Source organism: Pseudomonas sp. 32_A (assembly GCF_017490905.1).
Lineage (GTDB): Bacteria > Pseudomonadota > Gammaproteobacteria > Pseudomonadales > Pseudomonadaceae > Aquipseudomonas > Aquipseudomonas inefficax.
In genome coordinates, this window is the sequence record NZ_JAFGYI010000024.1 from 1 (window position 1) to 23,226 (window position 23,226).

At 64.1% G+C, this 23,226-nt stretch carries 18 protein-coding genes; 9 read left to right on the forward strand and 9 right to left on the reverse strand.

Annotated elements, in window-relative coordinates:
• The coding region (locus J5M58_RS15760; RefSeq protein ID WP_207878687.1) for a phosphonoacetaldehyde phosphonohydrolase-related protein at positions 1-466 on the forward strand (466 nt) is incomplete at its 5' end.
• 122 nt (positions 467-588) lie between these two features.
• Positions 589-852, forward strand: a complete 264-nt coding sequence (locus tag J5M58_RS15765; protein WP_004376395.1) for a DUF4404 family protein — start codon at positions 589-591, stop codon at positions 850-852.
• A 105-nt stretch (positions 853-957) separates the two neighbouring features.
• Here J5M58_RS15765 and queF read toward each other — a convergent pair whose 3' ends face one another.
• Positions 958-1,788, reverse strand: coding sequence for an NADPH-dependent 7-cyano-7-deazaguanine reductase QueF (gene queF, locus J5M58_RS15770; protein ID WP_112252153.1), 831 nt, complete (start codon positions 1,786-1,788; stop codon positions 958-960).
• 264 nt (positions 1,789-2,052) lie between these two features.
• Here queF and cinR point away from each other — a divergent pair, with 264 nt between their 5' ends.
• Positions 2,053-2,733 carry a two-component system response regulator CinR gene (gene cinR / locus J5M58_RS15775; RefSeq protein WP_112252152.1) on the forward strand — a complete coding sequence of 227 codons (681 nt, stop codon included), beginning with the start codon at positions 2,053-2,055 and terminating at the stop codon, positions 2,731-2,733.
• Positions 2,730-4,082: a heavy metal sensor histidine kinase gene (locus J5M58_RS15780; protein ID WP_207878689.1), complete on the forward strand. Its 1,353-nt coding sequence runs from the start codon at positions 2,730-2,732 to the stop codon at positions 4,080-4,082. The genes cinR and J5M58_RS15780 overlap by 4 nt, the downstream gene beginning before the upstream one ends.
• Before the next feature lie 181 nt (positions 4,083-4,263).
• On the opposite strand, the gene J5M58_RS15785 is transcribed toward J5M58_RS15780, so the two are convergent.
• The 3 genes from J5M58_RS15785 to J5M58_RS15795 all read right to left on the reverse strand — a co-directional run bounded on the left by J5M58_RS15785 (position 4,264) and on the right by J5M58_RS15795 (position 7,508).
• Entirely contained in the window at positions 4,264-5,505 is a 1,242-nt protein-coding gene (locus J5M58_RS15785) for a lipoprotein-releasing ABC transporter permease subunit (protein WP_207878691.1), read from the reverse strand.
• A 61-nt stretch (positions 5,506-5,566) separates the two neighbouring features.
• Positions 5,567-6,250 (reverse strand): lipoprotein-releasing ABC transporter ATP-binding protein LolD, encoded by a 684-nt coding sequence (gene lolD / locus J5M58_RS15790; protein ID WP_181457338.1) that lies wholly within the window; start codon positions 6,248-6,250, stop codon positions 5,567-5,569.
• Positions 6,251-6,257: 7 nt separating this feature from the next.
• Positions 6,258-7,508 (reverse strand): lipoprotein-releasing ABC transporter permease subunit, encoded by a 1,251-nt coding sequence (locus tag J5M58_RS15795; RefSeq protein WP_207878693.1) that lies wholly within the window; start codon positions 7,506-7,508, stop codon positions 6,258-6,260.
• Positions 7,509-7,601: 93 nt separating this feature from the next.
• Here J5M58_RS15795 and J5M58_RS15800 point away from each other — a divergent pair, with 93 nt between their 5' ends.
• Entirely contained in the window at positions 7,602-8,186 is a 585-nt protein-coding gene (locus J5M58_RS15800) for a PilZ domain-containing protein (protein WP_207878695.1), read from the forward strand.
• Between the two features lie 31 nt (positions 8,187-8,217).
• The gene (locus J5M58_RS15805) at positions 8,218-8,940 is read left to right on the forward strand and encodes a glycerophosphodiester phosphodiesterase (protein WP_207878697.1); all 723 of its coding nucleotides are present in this window, start codon (positions 8,218-8,220) and stop codon (positions 8,938-8,940) included.
• Between the two features lie 42 nt (positions 8,941-8,982).
• On the opposite strand, the gene sthA is transcribed toward J5M58_RS15805, so the two are convergent.
• The 3 genes from sthA to J5M58_RS15820 form a co-directional block, all read right to left on the reverse strand.
• Positions 8,983-10,377: a Si-specific NAD(P)(+) transhydrogenase gene (gene sthA, locus J5M58_RS15810; protein WP_112252146.1), complete on the reverse strand. Its 1,395-nt coding sequence runs from the start codon at positions 10,375-10,377 to the stop codon at positions 8,983-8,985.
• Positions 10,378-10,579: 202 nt separating this feature from the next.
• A complete protein-coding gene (locus J5M58_RS15815) occupies positions 10,580-11,578 on the reverse strand; it encodes an FAD:protein FMN transferase (RefSeq protein WP_112252145.1) in 999 nt (332 codons plus the stop codon).
• A 195-nt stretch (positions 11,579-11,773) separates the two neighbouring features.
• Entirely contained in the window at positions 11,774-13,237 is a 1,464-nt protein-coding gene (locus J5M58_RS15820) for a glyceraldehyde-3-phosphate dehydrogenase (RefSeq protein WP_207878699.1), read from the reverse strand.
• 167 nt (positions 13,238-13,404) lie between these two features.
• On the opposite strand from J5M58_RS15820, the gene mfd reads away from it, so the two are divergent.
• The 3 genes from mfd to J5M58_RS15835 are packed head-to-tail and all read left to right on the forward strand — an operon-like array spanning position 13,405 to position 20,782.
• Positions 13,405-16,854: a transcription-repair coupling factor gene (gene mfd, locus J5M58_RS15825; RefSeq protein ID WP_112252143.1), complete on the forward strand. Its 3,450-nt coding sequence runs from the start codon at positions 13,405-13,407 to the stop codon at positions 16,852-16,854.
• Between the two features lie 9 nt (positions 16,855-16,863).
• Positions 16,864-17,436, forward strand: coding sequence for a CsiV family protein (locus tag J5M58_RS15830; RefSeq protein WP_039614135.1), 573 nt, complete (start codon positions 16,864-16,866; stop codon positions 17,434-17,436).
• A gap of 1 nt (position 17,437) precedes the next feature.
• Positions 17,438-20,782 (forward strand): DEAD/DEAH box helicase, encoded by a 3,345-nt coding sequence (locus tag J5M58_RS15835; protein ID WP_207878701.1) that lies wholly within the window; start codon positions 17,438-17,440, stop codon positions 20,780-20,782.
• A 241-nt stretch (positions 20,783-21,023) separates the two neighbouring features.
• On the opposite strand, the gene nagZ (J5M58_RS15840) is transcribed toward J5M58_RS15835, so the two are convergent.
• Together nagZ (J5M58_RS15840) and nagZ (J5M58_RS15845) are read right to left on the reverse strand one after the other, a co-directional pair.
• Positions 21,024-22,022, reverse strand: coding sequence for a beta-N-acetylhexosaminidase (nagZ, locus tag J5M58_RS15840; protein WP_112252173.1), 999 nt, complete (start codon positions 22,020-22,022; stop codon positions 21,024-21,026).
• 194 nt (positions 22,023-22,216) lie between these two features.
• On the reverse strand, positions 22,217-23,215 hold the full coding sequence (nagZ, locus tag J5M58_RS15845) for a beta-N-acetylhexosaminidase (RefSeq protein WP_181457339.1): 999 nt from the start codon (positions 23,213-23,215) through the stop codon (positions 22,217-22,219).
• Positions 23,216-23,226: the final 11 nt, after the last annotated feature.

A 23,226-nucleotide genomic window follows, 5' to 3' on the forward strand; every position in this document is an offset into this window, starting at 1 on the left:
GGCCACCCTCGCCGGCCTGCGCCAGCGCCAGGTGCCATGCATCTGGCTGGACGACCTGGACGCCACCCAAAGCAAGCGCCTGGCCCATGTACTGCCCGCCTGGCTGCCGGGGCATTCGGTGAACGGCGTGCGCTGGCCGGCGCCGAACGCCTGCTGGCAGGCCCTGATGACGCTGGACAGCGAACGCCTGGACGGCTGCGTGCTGGTCAGCGGCGACCCACGCCTGTTGCAGTCTGGCCTGAACGCGGGCCTGTGGACGGTGGGGCTGGCCGCCTGCAGTCCCTTTTGCGACCGCAGCTCGCAGCAATGGCAAGCCATGACCCCGCAAGAGCGGGACCTGGCCCGCGGCAAGGCAACGCTGGAGCTGTTCGGCCTGGGTGTGCACTCGGTGATCGACCATCTGGAAGCGCTTGATACCTGCCTGCAAGACATCGCGCAGCGCCGGCGCAAAGGCGAAAAACCCTGATACAGCATCATTGATGCGGATCATGCAAAGCAACGGCAGGTGGATTACGCTGAAGACAGGCCAGAACCTTTGCCGCTTCGCTGAGGTCCATGGCTTGCCAAGCCATTGATGGAGAAATGCCAATGCCTGCCCGCGAATTGCAAGAGCGCCTGAACAGCTTGCGCGAGCAACTGGACCGCAACGTGCCGCTTTCGGACGAGGAGCTGGCCGCGCTGCACGAAGAAGCGCGCCAGATCGAGGCGCAACTCAAACTTGAGGAAGCCACGCCAGACAATAACCTGGTGGACGGCGTGAACCTGGCGATCGAACGCTTCGAGGCCGACCACCCCGACCTTACCGCCACCCTGCGCAGCATTGCCAACTCGCTGCACAGCATGGGGATCTAAGCTGCCCAAGGCCCTCTGTGGGAGCGGGTTCACCCGCGAATGCCGTGGTGATGCCACCGACGAATTCGCGGGGTGAACCCGCTGCCACAGGGCCCCGCTTTAACCTTACTGCCGAACCAGGCGCTTGTTATCCGGGCTGATCGCCCCGGTGCTGCGGTACGGGTTGATATCCAGCCCACCCCGGCGCACATAGCGCGCGTACACCGTCAAATGCTCCGGCTGCAACAGGTTCTTCAGGTCCAGGTAAATCCGCTCCACACACTGCTCGTGGAAGTCGGCATGCTGGCGGAAGCTGATCAGGTAGGTCAGCAGGCTGGCATGGTCCAGCGCCCTGCCCTTGTACTCGACCACCACACTGCCCCAGTCCGGCTGGCCGGTGACCGGGCAGTTGGACTTCAGCAGGTGGCTGTGCAGGGTTTCTTCCACCTGCTGCTCCGGGTTGCAGCGCAGCAGCTCCGGCTGTGGTTGTTCGTAATTGCTGATGGCAACGTCCAGCGCATCGATGCACTGCCCCGGCAAGGCCACCACGCCCTGGGCCTCGACCTCGGCCAGGGTGCGCACCTTCACGGCAACCGGCTTGCCGGCAGCGGCGGACAGGTCTTTCTCCAGGCACGCCTGCAGTTCGCCAAGCGAGGTGAACACCGTCTGGTTCAACGAGTTCAGGTACAACTTGAACGACTTGGACTCGATGATGTTCGGCGAGTCGGCGGGGATGGCGAACTCACCGATCGCCACCACCGGCTTGCCCGACGGCAACAGCCAGCTCAGCTCGAAGCAGTTCCAGTAATCCACACCCTGCCACGGCAAAGTCTGGGCGGTGACGCCCAGCTCGGCCCATTTGGCGGTACGCGGAATCGGGAACAGCAGCTCCGGGGAATAGGTGGCAATGTATTCGCTGGACTTGCCCAGCGGGGAATGTTCGGCAGCGGGATGCATGGAAACTGACCTGAAGGTTCGAAATTGCCCCTAGTCTACCGGTTTTGCACCTCGCCTTGGAGCGCAAGTCAGCGGGATTACATCTTCGTCAGGTTGCGGCGAGCGAGTGCATCGTCACGTATCATCTCAGCATCATCCAATCCCTGTGGGAGCGGGTTCACCCGCGAACACCGGCAAAGCCGGTGCCATGCACCGTGTTGAATTCTTCGCGGGTAAACCCGCTCCCACAGGGTTTTGTGCCGTTTGCTGGAGTCAATTCACCCAATGAAACTGCTGATCGTCGAAGACCAGGCCCGCACCGGCCAGTACCTGAGCCAGGGCCTGAACGAGGCTGGCTTCGCCACCGAACTGGCAACCGACGGCGAGACCGGCCAGTTCCTCGCCCTGACCGGCGACCACGACCTGCTCATTCTCGACGTGATGTTGCCCGGCCGTGACGGCTGGCAGATCCTCCAGGCCGTGCGCCAGGCAGGCCTGGACACCCCGGTGCTGTTCCTCACCGCCCGCGATGCCGTGGAAGACCGGGTGCACGGCCTGGAGTTGGGCGCCGATGATTACCTGGTCAAGCCATTCGCCTTCTCCGAACTGCTGGCGCGGGTGCGCAGCCTGCTGCGCCGAGGCGCCAGCCCCAGCCAGGACACCACCCTGGGCCTGGCCGACCTGCGCCTGGACCTGATCCGCCGCCGCGCCGAACGCGCCGGCCAGCGCATCGACCTGACCGCCAAGGAGTTCGCCCTGCTTGAACTGCTGCTGCGCCGCCAGGGCGAGGTGCTGCCCAAATCGCTGATCGCCTCGCAGGTGTGGGACATGAACTTCGACAGTGACACCAATGTGATCGAGGTGGCGATCCGCCGCCTGCGCCTGAAGATCGACGACCCGCACCCCAACAAGCTGATCCATACCGTACGCGGCATGGGCTATGTACTCGAAGAGCGCACGGAGTGATGCGCCGGGTCTCACTCGGCAGCCGCCTGGCCCTGCTGTTCGCCGCCTGCACTGCCGCTGTCTCGCTCGGCGCCGGCCTGATATTCAGCCGGGCCAGCGAACAGCACTTCGTCGAACTGGACCAACAGCTGCTGGACTCTCGCCTGTCGCTGTTCCGCACCCAACTGGCCGGCATCACCACCCCAGCCGAGCTGCAGGCGCGCCTGCCCGCCTTGCGCGATGAACTGGGCCACCAGGCCGACCTGGCCCTGCGCATCAACGGCAGCGACGGCGCCACCTGGTTCGAAAGCCGCACAGGCCTGCCCCCGGCGCCACTGCCCGACGGGTTGGCCACCCTGCATGCCCAAGGCACCGACTACCGCAGCCTGGCCGTGCATTTGGCGCAAGGCGCCCCGCAGTCGCCACAACTGACCCTGTACCTCGACATCACCCACCACCAGCACTTCCTGCAGGGCATGCAACGGCTGATCTGGCTGACGGTAGGCCTGTCGGCGCTGGCCACGGCGCTGCTCGGCGCCTGGGCCGCACGCCGCGGGCTGCGCCCGTTGCGGCAGATGGGCCAGGTGGCGGCCAGCGTATCGGCGCGCTCGCTCACCACCCGCCTGCCGGTGGCACAGATGCCCGAGGAGCTGGCCGAGCTGGCGACCGCGATGAACGCCATGCTGCAGCGCCTGGACGATGCCTTCCAGCGCCTGTCGGCATTCTCTGCCGACATCGCCCACGAACTGCGCACGCCGCTGTCCAATCTGCTGACCCACACCCAGGTCACCCTCACCCGCCCACGCAGCCTGGAGGAATACCGCGAAGCCCTGCACGGCAACCTCGAAGAGCTGCAATGGATGGCGCAGATGATCAACGACATGCTGTTCCTGGCCAAGGCCGACCATGGCCTGCTGGTACCGGGGCAAGCACCGCTGGTGCTGCATGATGAGGTGGATGCGCTGCTGGAGTACTACGCGCCGCTGGCAGAAGACAGCGGCGTGCAGATGCTGCGCGAGGGTGAAGCGCTGCTGCAGGGCGACCGGCATATGCTGCGCCGGGCGCTGTCCAACTTGCTGGACAATGCCTTGCGCTTTACCCCGGCGGGAGGGCAGATACGGGTGACCTTGGGGTCAGGGCCGAGGATTGGCGTGGCCAATACCGGGGCAGCTATCGAGCCGACGGTGCTACCGCGGCTGTTCGATCGTTTCTACCGAGTGGACCCGGCGCGGCGGGAAGGCAGTAGTGAGCATGCCGGGTTGGGGTTGGCGATTACCCGGTCGATCGTGCAGGCCCATGGCGGACACATCAGGGCGGAGTGTGCGGACGGATGGACGCGATTCGTGATCGATTTCACTGAAGACCAGTGACATCGGGGCTGGCACGATCCCTGTGGGAGCGGGTTCACCCGCGAACACCGGCTAAGCCGGTGCCATGCACCGTGCTGGATTCTTCGCGGGTAAACCCGCTCCCACAGGATCGCATCAAGCCCAAGGCATGCGCTGTACTTGTGGGAGCTGGCTTGCCGGCGATGAGGCCCTCAACAGTTACTCAAACTGCCAGGCCAATCGCCGGCTGCACCTGCGATGCCCGATAAGCCGGGTAAATGGTCGCCAGGAAGCTCATCACCAACCCGGCAGTGCAGATGAGCGCTACATCCCCCCACTGCAACTGCGACGGCAGGCTGCTGACGAAGTACACATCCGAAGTAAAGATGTGCTGCCCGCTCACCCGCTCCAGCCAACCGACGATCTGGCTGACGTTGAACGCCGCAATCACCCCCAGCACACCACCAATCAGCGTCCCGACAATGCCGATCAGGCTGCCCTGGACCATGAACGTGCCCATGATCTGCGCCGGCGTGGCGCCCAGGGTGCGCAGGATGGCGATGTCCGGCCCCTTGTCGTTCACCACCATTACCAGGGTGGCGATGATGTTGAACGCCGCCACCGCGATGATCATCAGCAACAGCAGGCCGATCATGGTCTTTTCCATCTTCATGGCGCTGAACAGGCTGCCCTGGGTATGCGACCAGTCATCGGCGCGGTAGGCATCGCCCAGCCCGGCAGCGATGGCCTTGGACACCTGCGGCGCGGCATACAGGTCGTGCAGTTTCAGGCGAACGCCCTGCACCTGGCCCGGCGCCCAGCGCTGCATGGCGCCGGCATCGGCGACATGAATGTAAGCCTGCGAGCCGTCCAGCTCGGCGCCGACCTTGAAAATGCCGACCACGGTCAGGCGCTGCATGCGCGGGGTGATGCCGCCAGGCTCCTTGCTGATTTCCGGCACGATCAGGGTCAGTTTGTCGCCGGTATTCAGGCGGAAGCGCCGCGCAGTCAGCTCACCGATGACCACACCGAACTCACCCGGCTGCAGGTCCTGCAGCCGGCCCTGGACGATATGCTGGCCGACGATCGAAACCTTGCCCTCTTCGGCCGGGTCGATACCGCCCACCTGGATCGGCTGCATCGCACCCTTGAACGACAGCATGCCTTCCATTTCGGTAATCGGCGCCGCCGCCATCACCGCCGGGTCGCGCATGGCCGCTTCGGCCACCTTGTGCCAGTCGTCCAGCGGCTGCACGCCGAGGATGGCGGCATGCGGCACCAGGCCGAGAATGCGCGAACTCATTTCGCGCTGGAAGCCGTTCATCACCGAGAGCACCACGATCATCGCCAGCACGCCCAGCGACAGGCCGATCATCGAGGTCATCGAGATGAACGAGATGAAGTGGTTGCGGCGCTTGGCTCGGGTGTAGCGCGCGCCGATGAATATGGGCAAGGGTCTGAACATGTACGAAATCACCCAATGAAAACAGGAAAACGGGGCGGCACCGGCCGCCCCGTGCAGTCGATCAGATCGCCACCAGGTGGCCGTCGTCGAGCTTCAATACACGGTCCATCTGGCGTGCCAGGTTGAGGTCGTGGGTGACCACCAGAAACGCCGTGCGCGACGCGCTGGACAGTTCCTGCATCAACTCCTGGATGCCCTGGGCGGTGTGGTGGTCGAGGTTGCCGGTCGGCTCGTCGAGCATTACCAGGCCGGGGCGATTGACCAGTGCCCGGGCAATCGCCACCCGCTGGCGCTCACCACCGGACAGCTCGGCCGGCTTGTGGTTGAAGCGGTGGGCCAGGCCCACGCGCTTGAGCAGCGCCTCGGCACGCTCGCGGGCCTCGGGGATGGCTGTGCGGCCGATCAGCAACGGCATGCACACGTTCTCGATGGCAGTGAATTCCGGCAGCAGGTGGTGGAACTGGTAGACAAAGCCCAGCTCGCGGTTGCGCAGCAGGCCACGGGCACGCTCGCCCAGTGCCGACAGCTCCTCGCCGGCCAGCCAGACGCTGCCCTGGGTCGGCCGGTCGAGGCCGCCCAGCAGGTTGAGCAAGGTACTTTTGCCCGAACCGGAGCTACCCACGATGGCTACCCGCTCACCGGCGTGTAGCTCGAGGTTGAGGCCGGACAGCACCTGCACCGACTCCGGGCCCTCGTCGTAGGACTTGCCCAGGTTGCGGCAACTCAGAACGGCTTTATCACTCATGCGCGACTCACTCATAACGTAGCGCCTCTGCAGGCTGGGTGCGGGCCGCACGCCAGGCCGGGTACAGGGTGGCGAAGAAACTCAGGACCAGCGCTGCACCACAGACCATGTACACGTCCTGGGCCTGGATCTGCGACGGCAGGTAATCGATGAAGTACACATCGGCGTTGAGGAACTTGTGCCCGATCAGTTTCTCGATGCCGGCGATCACCGCACTCACGTTCAGCGCGGCGACGATCCCGACCACGGCGCCGATCAAGGTACCGATCACCCCGATCACCGTGCCCTGGACCATGAAGATGAGCATGATCTGCCCGGGTGTGGCGCCCAGGGTACGCAGGATGGCAATGTCGCCACGCTTGTCGTTGACCACCATCACCAGGGTGGAAATGATGTTGAACGCCGCCACCGCCACGATCAGCAACAACAGCAGGCCGATCATGGCCTTTTCCATGCGGATCGCCTGGTACAGGTTGCCGTGGGTGCGGGTCCAGTCACGGCTGTAGAACTCCTGGTCACCCAGGTGCTGGGCGATGTCCCAGGCCACCCGCGGCGCCTGGAACAGGTCGTCGAACTTCAGGCGCAGGCCCTGGACCTGGTCGGGCTTCCAGCGGTGCAGGCGGGAGAGGTCGCTGATGTTGGTCAGCCCCAGGTAGCCGTCGATCTCGCCCGCGCCCACGTGGAAGGTGCCGACTACAGTGAAACGCTTCATGCGCGGGAACATGCCGGCCGGGGTCACACTGACCTCGGGGGCGACGAAGGTGAGCTTGTCGCCGATGCCCACGCCCAGCTTGGCCGCGGCCTTGTCGCCGATCATGATGCCCCACTCGCCCGGCGCCAGCTGGTCGAGGCGGCCTTGCAGGACGAACCTGTCGATGATCGACACTTCGCGTTCGCGGGCCGGGTCGATGCCGTTGAGCAGCACCTTCTGCACCTTGCCTTCATGGGTCAGCAGGCCCTGCATCTGGGTGAAGGGCGCAACCGCCAGCACCTGCGGATTCTGCTTTACTTGTTGGGCAAGGGCCGGCCAGTCGGCAATGGGCTGGCCGCTCTCCAGCGTGGCATGGGGGATCATGCCCAACACGCGGGTACGCATCTCGTGGTCGAAACCGTTCATCACCGAGAGCACCACGATCATCACCACCACGCCCAGGGCGAGGCCGATCATCGAGGTCAGGGAAATGAACGAGACGAAGTGATTGCGACGTTTGGCACGGGTATAACGCGTGCCGATGAATGCGAAAAGAGGTCTGAACATGTCGGGGCTTGTTCGGATGAAAGGGAACGTCCTTGTGGCGAGGCGCCTACGGCGGCTTTACACTCGGACCACCGCCGCTACCTTGGGTTCGCCATGACGACATTAGACGAAGAAGATCGCCGCGAATACTACCGCATCGAAGATCGGATCGCACTTCAAATCAGCCCCCTCAGTGCGGCCGAAGCCCTTGACCCAGATGTGTTGCAAGATGATTCGCCATTGTTCAACCTGCTCAGCGAACTGCACCTGTCCGACTTCGAGTCGCAGCACCTGCTGCGCCAACTGAGCGAAAAGGACCGCACCCTCGCCGCCTTCCTGCGCGCGCAGAACAAGCGCCTCGACCTGCTCAGCGCGGTGGTTGCCCAGACCCTGATCGGCGAAATTGGCCAGCCCCAGCCGGTGATCATCTCCGAAGGCGGCATCGAGTTCGCGCAAGCCACAGCGGTTGCCCCCGGCACCCGGGTGAAGGTGAAGATGGTGCTGATGCCGCGCGCCCATGGCCTGCTGCTGCGCGGCAAGGTCACCCATTGCGACCCGCGCCCGCAAGGCGGCTTCGAGGTCGGCACCGAATTCATCGACATGACCGACGCCCAACGGCAATTGCTGGCCCGCTACATCCTGCAGCGCCAGCAGCAGCAACGGCGCCAGCAGCTGGAACAGAACGACCCCGCCTCCTGAGCCCATTTTTCTCTGATTTGAAGGAACGAACGTGACCCTGATCTACGGCCACCGCGGCGCCAAGGGCGAAGCGCCCGAGAATACCCTGAAGAGCTTCCAGCAGTGCCTCGCCCATGGCGTGACCCGCTGCGAGCTGGACCTGCACCTGTCGGCCGACAACGAGCTGATGGTGATCCACGACCCAACCCTCAAGCGCACCACCGGCAAACGCGGCAAGGTGGTCGAGCACCCGGCCGCCGAACTGGTCAGGATCGATGCCCGCAAAGGCGGCCCGGGCCACGTCCAGCCCTGCCCGATCCCGAAACTGGAGGAACTGTTCGAGAAATGCCCGTTCGAGCACTGGCAACTGGAGGTGAAAAGCGCCTCGCGCACCCGAGCCGCCACCACCGTGCTGGCGATACGCGAACTGGCCCAGCAGTACGGCCTGCTGGACAAGGTGACCATCACCTCCAGCTCACGCGAAGTGCTGGGTGCTGCCCTGGAACTGGTGCCGGACGTCAAGCGCGGGCTGGTTGCCGAGTACGCCTGGCTCGACCCGCTGAAAGTGGCACAGAACTACGGCTGCGATCTGCTGGCATTGAACTGGACACTGTGCACCCCCGAGCGCCTGTTGAAAGCCCAGGACCAGGGTTTGCACGTGTCGGTGTGGACGGTCAACGAACCGGCACTGATGCGCCGGCTCGCTGATTTTGGCGTGGACAGCCTGATTACAGACTTTCCCGGTTTGGCCAGGACCACCCTCGGGCAGGGTTGAAATCGGTCTCTCCGACCGGCTCAGGCCACCGGTCGGAGCCGCTCAAAAAAGCCGGTTCAGGCCGTCATAGGCCGCTACCCGATAGGCTTCGGCCATGGTCGGGTAGTTGAACGTGGTGTTGACGAAGTACTTCAGGTTGTTCAGCTCGCCCGGCTGGTTCATCACCGCCTGGCCGATGTGGACGATTTCCGAAGCCTGGTAGCCGAAGCAGTGCACGCCCAGCACCTCCAGTGTTTCGCGGTGGAACAGGATCTTCAGCATGCCTTGCGGCTCACCTGCGATCTGTGCACGGGCCATGCTCTTGAAGAAGGCCTTGCCCACTTCGTACGGCACCTTGGCCTGGGTCAGTTCCTGCTCGTTCTTGCCGATCGAGCTGATCTCCGGAATGGTGTAGATGCCGGTCGGCACATCATTGACGAAGCGCCAGCTGCCATTATCCACGATGCTGCCAGCGGCAGAGCGGCCCTGGTCATGGGCGGCACTGGCCAGGCTCGGCCAGCCAATCACGTCGCCGGCACCGTAGATGTTCGGCACGCTGGTGCGGTAGGCCTCGTCGACCTCGATCTGGCCACGGCTGTTGACCTTGATGCCAATGTTTTCCAGGCCCAGCTTGTCGGTGTTGCCGGTACGGCCGTTGCACCACAGCAAGGCGTCGGCCTTGATTTTCTTGCCCGACTTCAGGTGCAGGATCACCCCATTGTCCAGGCCTTCGACGCGCTCATACTCTTCGTTGTGGCGCACGGTGATGTTGTTGTTACTGAAGTGGTAGCTCAGCGCCTGGGAAATTTCCGAGTCCAGGAAGCTCAGCAACTGGCCACGGTTGTCCACCAGCTCTACCAATACACCCAGGCCACTGAAGATCGAGGCGTATTCGCAACCGATCACGCCGGCACCGTACACGATCAGCTTGCGCGGGGTATGGCTGAGGCTGAGGATGGTGTCGCTGTCGTAGACGCGCGGGTGGTGGAAGTCGATGTCGGCCGGGCGGTACGGGCGCGAGCCGGTGGCAATGATGATGTGCTTGGCGTTGAGCTTTTCCACCACACCATTGGGGCAGACCACTTCGACGGTCTGCTCGTCGGCGAAGCTGCCGGTGCCGAAGAACACATCCACGCGGTTACGTGCGTAGTAGCCGGTGCGCGACGCTACCTGCTTGGCGATGACCCTTTCGGCGCTTTTCAGCACGTCCGGGAACGAGAACCAGCGCGGCTCACCGATGGCACGGAACATCGGGTTGGTGTTGAACTGCATGATCTGCCGCACCGAGTGACGCAGTGCCTTGGACGGGATGGTGCCCAGGTGGGTGCAGTTGCCCCCGACCTGGCGACGGCTATCGACCATCGCCACCTTGCGCCCTGCTTTGGCGGCGTTCATTGCCGCACCTTCTCCGGCCGGGCCGGAACCCAGCACCACTACGTCGTAGTTGTAGACAGCCATGCGTACTCCTTCAGAACTGGCCCGCAAGCCACGGTCGCTCGCGGGGCGCGATCATGCCGCCGGGGCGTCATGAGAAAATTCGGGTGCAGTCTAATCAAGCGTGAACGCCGCGCACATTAACCCTTGGTCGCGTCGTAGGCCAATTTTGCCCGCACTACATGTGTGAACCATTCCCTGGCGGCGATCATCCCTGCTTGTGCTTTCATTCGCCTTTCACTGCCCGTTCGAATGCGGGCGTAGCTCGGGAGACGAAACCACCCTCGGCCCGAGTCACCAATACCGCGGCCAGGCCATGCGCCACGGCAAAATCCCAGCCACGTTCCGGGCCGAGGATCAACAACAGCGTCGAATAGCCGTCAGCGTGCAGCGCCGAGGCATCGAGCACGGTGACCGCGGCCAGGTCGTGCTGCACCGGGCGCCCAAGGCGGGCATCGAAGGTGTGCGAATAGCGCCGGCCATTCTCCTCGAAATAGTGCCGATAGTCACCCGAGGTTGATACTGAAAGGCCATTGACCGGGATGATCTGGCGGGCTATCTGGCGATCTTCACGGGGCAGCTCCAGGGCGATGCGCCAGGGGCTGCCATCGGGTTTGCGGCCAGCGGCCTTGAGCTCGCCGGTGGCTTCGGCAACAAAGCTGGCCACGCCCATGGCCTGCAGGCGCGCGGCGATCAGGTCGACGGCATGGCCGGCGGCGATGCTGTTGAAGTCGAGCTGCACCGGGGCATCCTTGCACAGGGCCTGGCCGTCGATGTGCAAATGCCGGTAGCCCACGCGCTGGCGCACCTGGGCCAGGGCCGACGGCTCGGGCACCTGCTCGTGACGGGCCTGGGGGCCGAAGCCCCACAGGTCGAGCAAGGGTTCGACGGTGAGGTCGAAGGCGCCCTTGCTCTGCTCGGCCAGGTGCTGACCAAGGCTGACCAGTTCGAGCATGTCGGGCGGCAAGACCAGGCACTGGTCGGCGGGCAACTGGTTGAACTGGCTGACGGTGGAGTCGCCGCGGTAGGTCGAGTAGTGCTGATCGATGTCGTGCAGGATGGTTTCGACCGCCGCCTGCACCTGGACCGGCGCCGGGCCGCCGGGTTCGCGCACATACTGGATGCTGTAGCTGCTGCCCATGGTCGGGCCGCCCAGGCGCTCCAGGGTGGGGCCCTGGTTGCAGGCGGTCAGGAGCATGAGGATGAGCATCAAGACTGTGCGCAAGGTTTGACTTCTCGGTTGCCTGTGCCGGCCTCTTCGCGGGTAAACCCGCTCCCACAGGTATACCACTGCCCTCACGGACGCTGCGGCCCTGTGGGAGCGGGTTTACCCGCGAAGAAGCCGGCACAGGCAACAAAAATTCCGGATAAAAAAACGGGAACCCGAAGGTTCCCGTTTTTTCATTGCCTTACAAGCGTATCAGCGTGGAAACGCTGGCGGGTTCACACCGGCCATCTCTTCCATCACACGAACCACCTGGCAGCTGTAACCGAATTCGTTGTCGTACCAGACGTACAGAACAACACGGTTGTCGTTGGCGATGGTCGCTTCGGCATCAACCACACCGGCGTGGCGCGAGCCCACGAAGTCGGTCGAAACCACTTCCTGCGAGCTGACGTAATCGATCTGCTTGTGCAGTTCCGAGTGCATGGCGGTCTGGCGCAGGTACTCGTTGATCTCTTCGCGGCTGGTGGCCTTCTCGAGGTTCAGGTTGAGGATGGCCATCGAAACGTTCGGCGTCGGTACGCGAATGGCGTTGCCGGTCAGCTTGCCTTTCAGCACTGGCAGTGCCTTGGCGGCAGCAGTGGCGGCGCCGGTTTCGGTGATGACCATGTTCAGCGGCGCGGCACGGCCACGGCGGCTGCCCTTGTGGAAGTTGTCGATCAGGTTCTGGTCGTTGGTGAACGAGTGAACGGTTTCGACGTGGCCGTTGACGATGCCGTACTGGTCGTTGATGGCCTTGAGCACCGGCACGATGGCGTTGGTGGTGCAGGAAGCGGCCGAGATGATCTTGTCATCGGCAGTGATGTCACCGTGGTTGATGCCGTGCACGATGTTTTTCAGCGCGCCCTTGCCAGGTGCGGTGAGGATCACGCGGGCAGCGCCCGGGCAGGCCAGGTGCTGGCCCAGGCCGTCGGCATCACGCCATACGCCGGTGTTGTCGACGATCAGCGCGTTGTCGATGCCGTACTGGGTGTAGTCGACTTCGCTCGGGCTCTTGGCGTAGATAACCTGGATCAGGTTGCCGTTGGCGGTGATGGTGTTGTTGGCTTCGTCGATGGTGATGGTGCCATCGAACGGGCCGTGCACCGAGTCACGGCGCAGCAGGCTGGCACGCTTGACCAGGTCGTTCTCGGCGCCCTTGCGCACGACGATGGCGCGCAGGCGCAGGCCGTCGCCGCCACCGGTCTTCTCGATCAGGATGCGTGCCAGCAGGCGGCCGATGCGGCCGAAGCCGTACAGGACAACGTCGGTGCCCTTGCGCGCCGAAGCGTTCTGCTGGCCAACCACCTCGGCCAGTTCTTCACGGACGAACTGCTCGGCAGTGCGGCCATTGCCTTCCTGCTTGAACTTGTTGGCCAGCTTGCCCAGGTCGACCGAAGCGGCGCCCAGTTTCAGCTCGCTCATGGCCTTGAGCAGGGGGAATGTCTCGTGGACGGACAGTTCGGTTTCGTCGGCTTGACGATGACGCGCAAAGCGGTGCGCCTTGAGGATCGAGATAACCGAACGGTTGATCAGGCTACGGCCATAAATCGAGCTCACCACGTTGTTGTTGCGGTAGAGCTGACCGATAAGCGGGATCATCGCTTCAGCCAGGGCTTCACGATCGATCCACTCACCAAGACACTGGTCGGGCTTCTGAGTCACGGGAACCTTCCACATGTAGGGACAGAAAAAAGGGGCTACATTATGACGCCCCAACGCGTTACGGGCAATGAGCGCCTGTCGCGGTAACGCAAGCCAGCGAACACGCCCTTTCGAGCCTGACAGCCGGCACCGTCACCGGTACAATCGATCTCTTTGCCGCAACGCTTGGAGTGCAATCTCCCGTGTCAGTTCTGCGCCTACCGCAAATGTCGGCCACGGCCGGCAAACAAACCTGGGGCAATCTACCTGGTGCCGCCCTCAGCCTGGCCATCGCCGAGGCCGCCAGCAGCGCGGGCCGCTTCACTTTGCTGCTGACTGCCGACAGCCAGGCTGCCGATCGTCTGGAACAGGAACTTCGCTTCTTTGCCCCGGACCTGCCGGTGCTGCCGTTCCCCGATTGGGAAACCCTGCCCTACGACCTGTTCTCGCCGCACCAGGACATCATTTCCCAGCGCATCGCCAGCCTCTACCGCCTGCCGGAGCTGAGCCACGGCATCCTCGTGGTGCCGGTCACCACCGCCCTGCACCGCCTGGCGCCGACCCGCTTCCTGCTAGGCAGCAGCCTGGTGCTGGACGTGGGCCAGACCATCGATGTGGAGCAGATGCGCCTGCGCCTGGAGGCCAGTGGCTATCGCTGCGTCGACACTGTCTACGAGCATGGCGAGTTCGCCGTGCGCGGCGCGTTGATCGACCTGTTCCCGATGGGCAGCAAGCTGCCCTACCGCATCGACCTGTTCGATGACGAGATAGAGACGCTGCGCACCTTCGACCCCGAGACCCAGCGTTCGATCGACAAGGTGGATTCGGTGCGCCTGCTGCCGGCGCGCGAGTTCCCGATGCAGAAAGAGGAAGTGACCCGCTTCAAGGCGCGCTTCCGCGAACGCTTCGATGTCGATTTCCGTCGCAGCGCGATCTTCCAGGACCTGGCCAGCGGCATCATCCCCGCCGGCATCGAGTACTACCTGCCGCTGTTCTTCGAAGAAACCTCGACCCTGTTCGACTACCTGCCGGCCGACACCCAGGTGTTCTCGCTGCCCGGTGTGGAACAGGCCGCCGAACACTTCTGGAACGACGTGCGCGGGCGTTATGAAGACCGCCGTGGCGACCTGAGCCGGCCGCTGCTGCCGCCGGCCGAGCTGTTCCTGCCAGTGGAAGACTGCTTCGCCCGGCTCAAGCAATGGCCACGGGTAGTGGTCAGCACCGAAGACCTCGACCCGGGCGTGGGCCGCGAGCGCTTCCCGGCGCGCGCCCTGCCCAACCTGGCAATCGAGGCCAAGGCCAACCAGCCCCTGGCCGAACTGGCCAACTTCCTCGACCAGTTCCCTGGCCGGGTGTTGTTCACCGCCGAATCGGCGGGCCGCCGCGAAGTGCTGCTGGAACTGCTCGAGCGGCTGAAGCTGCGCCCGCACACCGTCGACGGCTGGGCCGACTTCATCACCGGCAGCGAGCGCCTGGCAATCACCATCGCCCCGCTGGACGAGGGCCTGCTGCTGGACGAGCCAGCCATGGCCCTGATCGCCGAAAGCCCGCTGTTCGGCCAGCGGGTCATGCAGCGCCGGCGCCGCGACAAGCGTGGCGAAACCGCCAACGACGCGGTGATCAAGAACCTGACCGAGCTGCGCGAAGGTGCGCCGGTGGTGCACATCGACCATGGCGTGGGCCGCTACCTGGGCCTGGCCACCCTGGAAATCGACGGCCAGGCCGCCGAATTCCTCACCCTGGAATATGCCGAGGGCGCCAAGCTGTACGTGCCCGTGGCCAACCTGCACCTGATCGCCCGCTACACCGGCAGCGACGACGCCCTGGCACCACTGCACCGGCTGGGCTCGGAGGCCTGGCAGAAGGCCAAGCGCAAAGCTGCCGAACAGGTGCGCGACGTGGCCGCCGAACTGCTCGACATCTATGCCCGCCGCGCCGCGCGCAAGGGCTATGCATTTGCCGACCCATCCGCCGACTACGCCACCTTCAGCGCCGGCTTCCCGTTCGAGGAAACCCCCGACCAGCAGGCCGCCATCGAAGCCGTGCGCGCAGACATGCTGGCACCCAAGCCGATGGACCGCCTGGTGTGTGGCGACGTCGGCTTCGGCAAGACCGAAGTGGCCATGCGCGCGGCGTTCATCGCCGTGCACAGCGGCCGCCAGGTGGCCGTGCTGGTGCCCACCACCCTGCTCGCCCAACAGCACTACAACAGCTTCCGCGACCGCTTCGCCGACTGGCCGGTGCGCGTGGAGGTGATGAGCCGCTTCAAGTCGGCCAAGGAAGTGGCCAGCGCCGCCGCCGAGCTGGCCGAAGGCAAGATCGACATCCTCATCGGCACCCACAAGCTGCTGCAGGACGATGTGCGCTTCAAGGACCTGGGCCTGGCCATCATCGACGAAGAGCACCGTTTTGGCGTGCGCCAGAAGGAACAGCTCAAGGCCCTGCGCAGCGAGGTGGATATCCTCACCCTCACCGCCACGCCGATCCCGCGTACGCTGAACATGGCAGTGGCGGGCATGCGCGACCTGTCTATCATCGCCACGCCGCCGGCGCGCCGTTTGTCGGTACGCACCTTCGTCATGGAGCAGAACAAGAGCACGGTCAAGGAAGCGCTGCTGCGTGAGTTGCTGCGCGGTGGCCAGGTGTACTACCTGCACAACGATGTGAAAACCATCGAGAAATGCGCCGCCGAGCTTGCCGAGCTGGTGCCCGAGGCACGCATCGGCATCGGCCACGGGCAGATGCGCGAGCGCGAGCTGGAACAGGTGATGAGCGACTTCTACCACAAGCGCTTCAACGTGCTGGTCGCCTCCACCATCATCGAAACCGGCATCGACGTGCCCAGCGCCAACACCATCGTCATCGAGCGCGCCGACAAGTTCGGCCTGGCCCAGCTGCACCAGCTGCGCGGCCGGGTTGGCCGCAGCCACCACCAGGCCTATGCCTACCTGCTGACGCCAACCCGGCAGAAGGTCAGCGCCGACGCCGAAAAACGCCTGGAGGCGATCGCCAACACCCAGGACCTCGGCGCCGGCTTCGTGCTGGCCACCAACGACCTGGAAATTCGCGGCGCCGGCGAGCTGCTGGGCGAAGGCCAGAGCGGGCAGATCCAGGCGGTGGGCTTTACCCTGTACATGGAAATGCTCGAGCGCGCGGTCAAGGCGATCCGCAAGGGCACCCAGCCCAACCTCGAGCAGCCGCTGGGCGGCGGCCCGGAAATCAACCTGCGCCTGCCGGCACTGATCCCCGAGGACTACCTGCCCGATGTGCATGCGCGGCTGATCCTGTACAAGCGCATTGCCTCGGCCGCCGACGAAGAAGGCCTCAAGGACCTGCAGGTGGAAATGATCGACCGCTTCGGCCTGCTGCCCGAGCCGACCAAGAACCTGATGCGCCTGACCTCGCTCAAGCTGCACGCGGAAAAGCTCGGCATCAAGAAGGTCGACGCCGGCCCCAACGGCGGCAAGATCGAGTTCGAAGCCGAGACCCCGGTCGACCCGCTGACCCTGATCAAGCTGATCCAGGGCCAGCCCAAACGCTACAAGTTCGAAGGCGCCACCCAGTTCCGCTTCCTGGTGCCCATGGAACGCCCCGACGAACGCTTCAATACCCTGGAGGCGCTGTTCGAGCGCCTGACCCCACAGCCTGCCTAAGGAAGATCCATGCGTGCCATCCGTTGCCTGACCCTGCTGCTGGCGCTGTTCGCCCCGGCCGCCTTCGCCGAAGGCTTGTATCAGGTAGAAATGATCCTGGTGCGGCAGAACAGCGTGCCCGCCTTCACCAGCCCGTTCGCCCCCGAAGACTGGAGCGCTGGCGCTCCACGCCTGGAGAAGGACGCCGAGCGCCGCCTGGCGCTGGAAGACGAAGCCACTCGCCTGGAAGCTACCGCCGACTACACCGTGCTGCTGCACAAGGCCTGGCAACAGCAAGTGGGCAGCGAGCCCAGCCGCATCGCCCTGGGCGAAGGCGCCGAGCAGTTCGGCCACTTCCCCATCGAAGGCAACCTCAGCATCGCCGAGGGCCGCTTCATCGCGGTCGAGGCCAACTTCTGGGTCAACCAGCTGGACGGCAACGGCAGCGTGCTGCAAAGCGAGCAGTTCAAGCAGAGCAACAGCAACGTCAAGGGCGGCCAGCTGACCTTCCTCGACGGCGGGCACCTGGCGGTGCTACTGAAGGTGACACCACCAGGCACGCCTAAAATGCCGGTGATGGACCCGGAGATGATGGAGCAGTGATGTGAGCGAGAGCGATGCACAGTTCTTTGTGCGGGAGCACGACGGCTGGACGTTCGCGTTTGACCGCAAGTCCCTGCAACGCGGCCTGGACTATGCCGAGGAAGGCAGAAGCGAAATCGTGTCCATCCTCGACATGACCGTCCGCGCTCAGTGCGCAGGTTCCGGCGGCCGGACCTACTACCAGCGCATCACGCTGGACATGACGGAAGATGGCCTGGAGTGCCGAGGCACTTGCTCATGCCCGGTGGGCAAAGACTGCAAGCATTGTGCGGCTGCACTCTATTTGCTGGAACGTGGGCCAGATTACGCCGAGGGCAGCCATGATGCCCCTCACCCAACGGTTGACGCAGCCCGGCAATCTCTGGACCTCCCACCTGAACTCGCCCATTGGGTCGAGGCCCTGGAAGCTCCGACAAAGCCTGCCGAGCCTGCCAAACGCAAAGGCCCGTCGCTCTACTACAAGGTCGTTAATGAGCGCGGCCTTTGCACGCTCAGCGTATCCAAAGGCACCCGCGAAGCCGATGGCCAGCTGAAACTCGCCCGTGCCAGCTCGCTGCCTGAGATGCTCTACTACACGCCACGTTACGTAACTGATGAGGACCTGCGCATCCTCAGGCTGATTGACGCCCTAGGCAAAAACACCAACATGCCAGTCGCAAGACTGGAAGGAAAGCAAGGCGCAGAGCTGTACGAGTTCGCATTGGGCAGTGGCCGCCTGATCTATGGCGAGCAATTGTTACCACTAGCCCCCGGGCCGACACTGCCGGCCGAGTTTCGCTGGATGAGGCTTGAGAACGGCAGCTATCGTGGGGCGTGGCACCATGATGAGCGAATGCATGACCTGGCACTGCCGCTCGACCCGCTCTATTACATCGATACCCAGACGGGCATGACTGGCAAGCTTGTGCATGATCTTGACCCGTTCATTGCCAGCCAACTGGCAAGCGCACCTACGGTGCCCGAACACTTGATCATCCCCCTGAGCCACCGGTTGAATGCGCTGAATCGGCAGGTGCCAACGCCTACAAGCGTACGCAGTGAAGAAATCGACAGTGTTCAACCCAGACCGCACCTGACGCTGGGCAGCCTTGAATTCAGCGCCTACATGCCCAAGACCGGCCGCATGCAGCGGCAGATGCAGCATCGGGCCGCACTGGCGTTCGACTATGACGGTTTACGCGCCAGCGGCAGCGACGAAAAACCGCTGACCCGCCTGGTCGACAACACCAGCCAGCGCATCCGCCGCCAGCCGCAGGCCGAGCAGGCGCTGCGCAAGGTGCTGCGCGACCTGGGCTTCAAGGCCGCCACCCGGCAGAGCAAGGCACTGCCTGACAGCGCCGGCGAAATGCTCCAGCTGCCCGATGACGAAGCCTGGCTGCGCTTTGCCCGCGAAGGCCTGCCACGCCTGCGCGAAGCCGGCTGGAACATCGACATCCACCGTGACTTCGCCTTCAACCTGCAGGAGGTGGACGACTGGTACGCCAGCATCGACGAAGCGCCCGGTCATGAGTGGTTCGATCTGGAGCTGGGCATCGTGGTCGATGGCCAGCGCCACAGCCTGCTGCCGATCGTGCTGCAACTGCTGCGCAGCAACCCGGAACTGCTGCGCCCCAGCGAACTGGCCCGGCGCAGTGACGACGAGCACCTGCTGATCGACCTCAACCGTGGCCGCCTCGATGCCCCAGCCCTGCGCGTTGCCCTGCCCTACGGCCGGATCAAGGCGGTAATGGGTACCTTGGGCGAGTTGTACCTGCACGAAGACGCCGCAGGCCCGACGCTGCGCCTGGACCGTGCAGATGCCGCGCGCCTGAACGAAATCGAAGGCCTGCCCCTGCACTGGGAAGGCGGCGAGCACGTTCGCGAACTGGGCCGTCGCCTGCGCGATGCCCGTGACTTGCAGGTAGAACCGCCAACCGGGCTGCAAGCCAGCCTGCGCCCTTACCAGCAACAAGGCCTGAACTGGCTGCAGGCACTGCGCGAGATGGGCACCGGCGGCATCCTTGGCGACGACATGGGGCTGGGCAAGACCCTGCAAGCCCTGGCACACCTGCTGTTGGAGAAACAGTCCGGGCGCCTGAGCGCACCGGCCCTGGCGGTGATGCCGACCAGCCTGGTACCCAACTGGCTGGACGAAGCCCAGCGCTTCGCCCCCGGGCTGCGCGTGCTGGCCCTGCAAGGCCCGGGGCGCAGCAAGCATTTCGCCAAACTGCACGAATACGACCTGGTCCTGACCACCTATGCCCTGGTGCCGCGCGACCTCGAACACCTGCGTGCCCAGGCCTGGCATGTGCTGGTGCTGGACGAGGCACAGAACATCAAGAGCAGCACCAGCAAGGCCGCCCTCGCGGTTTGCGAGCTGCGGGCCAATCAGCGGGTCTGCCTGACTGGCACGCCAATGGAAAACAACCTGGGCGAGCTGTGGTCGATTTTCCACTTCCTTATGCCTGGCTGGCTGGGTGACCTGAAGCGCTTCAACCAGGATTACCGCACACCGATCGAGCGCCACGGCGACAGCGAGCGCATGGCCCACCTGGCCAGCCGCATCCGCCCATTCCTGCTGCGCCGCACCAAGGAGCAGGTGGCCACCGAGTTGCCGGCCAAGACCGAGATGGTGCACTGGGTCGAGCTTAGCGATGCCCAGCGTGACACCTATGAGGCCGTGCGGGTGGCCATGGACAAGAAAGTCCGCGATGAGATCACCCGCAATGGCGCCGCGCGCAGCCAGATCGTCATTCTCGATGCGTTGCTCAAGCTGCGTCAGGTTTGCTGCGACCTGCGTCTGGTCAAAGGGGTGGAAAGCAAAGGCAACCAGGCCGACAAGGGCAAACTGGGCGCGCTGCTGGAAATGCTCGAAGAGCTGCTCAGCGAAGGGCGCCGGGTGCTGTTGTTCTCGCAGTTCACCTCGATGCTGGCGCTGATCGAACAGGAGCTGGAGAAGCGCAAGATCCGCTACAGCCTGCTGACCGGCGATACCCGCGACCGACGCACGCCGGTGCAACAGTTCCAGCAGGGTGACAGCGAAGTGTTCCTGATCAGCCTCAAGGCGGGTGGCGTGGGCTTGAACCTGACGGCCGCAGACACGGTCATCCACTTCGACCCCTGGTGGAACCCGGCCAGCGAAAACCAGGCCACCGACCGCGCCTACCGTATTGGCCAGGACAAACCGGTGTTCGTGTTCAAGCTGATCACCCGGGGGACGGTGGAAGAAAAGATCCAGCTGTTGCAGCAGGAGAAGGCGGCATTGGCCGCGAGCCTGCTCGATGGCGGGCAGGCCGGGCAATGGCGGCTGGGGGATGAGGAGATCGAGGCACTGTTTGCGCCACTGCCCGGGAAGCGCGGGCGGTAGAACCTGAGTCTTATGTTGTCTGTACTGGCCTCTTCGCGGGTAAACCCGCTCCCACAGTGATCTCAGTGCCCTCAAGAACAGCGCCGCACCCACTCCCTCAGGGACACCAGTGCCCTCAAGGACAGCGCAGGACCTGTGGGAGCGGGTTCACCCGCGAAGAGGCCAGCACAGGTACAACACTAATATCGAAACCAGCGCTGCACCTGTGCGAGCGGGCATGCCCGCGAAGGGGCCGGCGCGGTCAATCGACCAACTGTGCCTCCCGCAACGCCGCCAACGCCTCCAGCCACCGCGGCTGCTGGCGATAATCAGTCCGCGCAAAACTGAAGCCTCGCATCATAGCAAGGCGCGGTGATGGCGTGACTTTCAAGCGCTGCGCAGCCAGCAGAGCAAGCTCTGCCGAAGCCCGGTCATTACATACCAGGCCCACATCACAACCCGCACCGAAAGCAGCCTCGACGCGACCAGCAACGTCTCCGACCACATGGGCACCGGCCATGGACAGGTCATCACTGAAAATCACGCCTTCGAAGCCAAGCTCTCCCCTGAGAATGTCCTGAAGCCAGCGCCTGGAAAAACCGGCAGGTTTGCTATCGACCTGGGGATAGATCACATGTGCTGGCATCACTGCCGACAGTTGGCGTGCCAATCGGGTAAATGGCACCAAATCCGCCTTGCGCAGTTCATCCAGGCTGCGATCATCCACGGGAATGGCCACATGCGAATCAGCCTCAGCCCAGCCATGCCCCGGAAAATGCTTGCCGCATGCTGCCATGCCCGCCGCAGTCATGCCACGGACGAACGCTGCACCCAGTTGCGTGACACGCTCAGGATCACCATCGAAGGCACGTGCACCAATGACAGCACTGCGCCCATGATCCAGATCGAGCACTGGAGCAAAACTCAAATCCAGCCCGATCGCCAGCACCTCGGTTGCCATCAACCAGCCACAATGTCCAGCCAATCGCTCGGCATCATCGCTCTGGGCGATCTGCCGCATGGATGGCAACCTGACGAACCCTTCACGCAAGCGCTGCACCCGCCCGCCTTCCTGGTCGACCGCTATGAGCAGGTCAGGGCGCAGAGCGCGTACCGATGCACACAACTCCCGCACCTGACGCGGGTGGGCAATATTACGTGCAAAGATGATCAAACCAGCTACTTCAGGCTGGACCAACAACTGACGATCCTCGGGCGTCAGCGCGGTGCCTTCGATATCGACCATCAAGGCCCCCTGCATACAAAATGTCATGACAAAATCCTCTAAGCGAAAATCAGAAACCCATTACGGGCAAAACGGAGAAATCTCCGCTTTGCCCGAGTCTCTGGAATGCGGGTCGCCTGGTACACCGGAGAGCATTTCCCGGAGTACTCACGCAACACGCGCATCGCAAACGCAGGATCCTGTTTCGGACCGAGCAGGGTCGAGCCTCGTCAGTCGACCAGTTGGGCCTCCCTCAATGCGCACAATGCCTGATGCCAACGAGGCTGCTGACGATAGTCAGTCCGCGCAAACCCTTGCCCGCGCATGCCTGCGATGCGCGGCGAAGGTTTGACCTTCATCCGCTGCGCCGCACTTAGTGCCAGCTCCGCCGCCGCCCGATCGTTGCAAACCAGCCCCATATCACAACCGGCGCTCAGTGCCGCTTCGATGCGACTGGCCGCATCCCCGACAACATGTGCGCCGGCCATCGACAAATCGTCACTGAAGATCACCCCGTCGAAACCCAGCTCGCCACGCAGGATGTCCTGCAACCAGCGCCGCGAGAAGCCAGCCGGCTGGTTGTCGACCTGCGGGTAGATGACATGTGCCGGCATCACTGCCGCCAGTTGCCCGCTCAGGCGGGTGAACGGCACCAGGTCGGCCTGGCGCAGTTGCTCGAGGCTGCGCTCATCGGTGGGAATGGCCACATGGGAGTCTGCTTCGGCCCAGCCATGCCCTGGGAAGTGCTTGCCGCAAGCCGCCATGCCCGCCGCATTCATGCCACGGATGAACGCCCCGGCCAGTTGCGTGGCACGCAGCGGGTCACCCTCGAAGGCGCGGCTGCCCACCACGGCGCTGCGCTGGTGGTCCAGGTCAAGTACCGGGGCAAAGCTGAGGTCCAGGCCAACCGCCAGCACCTCGGTCGCCATCAACCAACCGCATTGCTCGGCCAGGTGCTCGGCGTTGTCATTATCCGCCAGCGCCCGCATCGCAGGCAGCCGCACAAAGCCTTGGCGCAAGCGCTGTACCCGGCCGCCCTCCTGGTCCACCGCCAGGATCAGGTCGGGGCGAATGGCACGGATCGACGCACACAGTTCACGCACCTGGCGCGGGCTGTCGATGTTGCGGGCAAAGATGATCAGGCCGGCCACTTCAGGCTGGCGCAGCAGGTGACGGTCTTCGGCGGTCAGCCATTTACCGGCGATATCCACCATCAAGGAGCCTTGCAGGCTGACAGTCA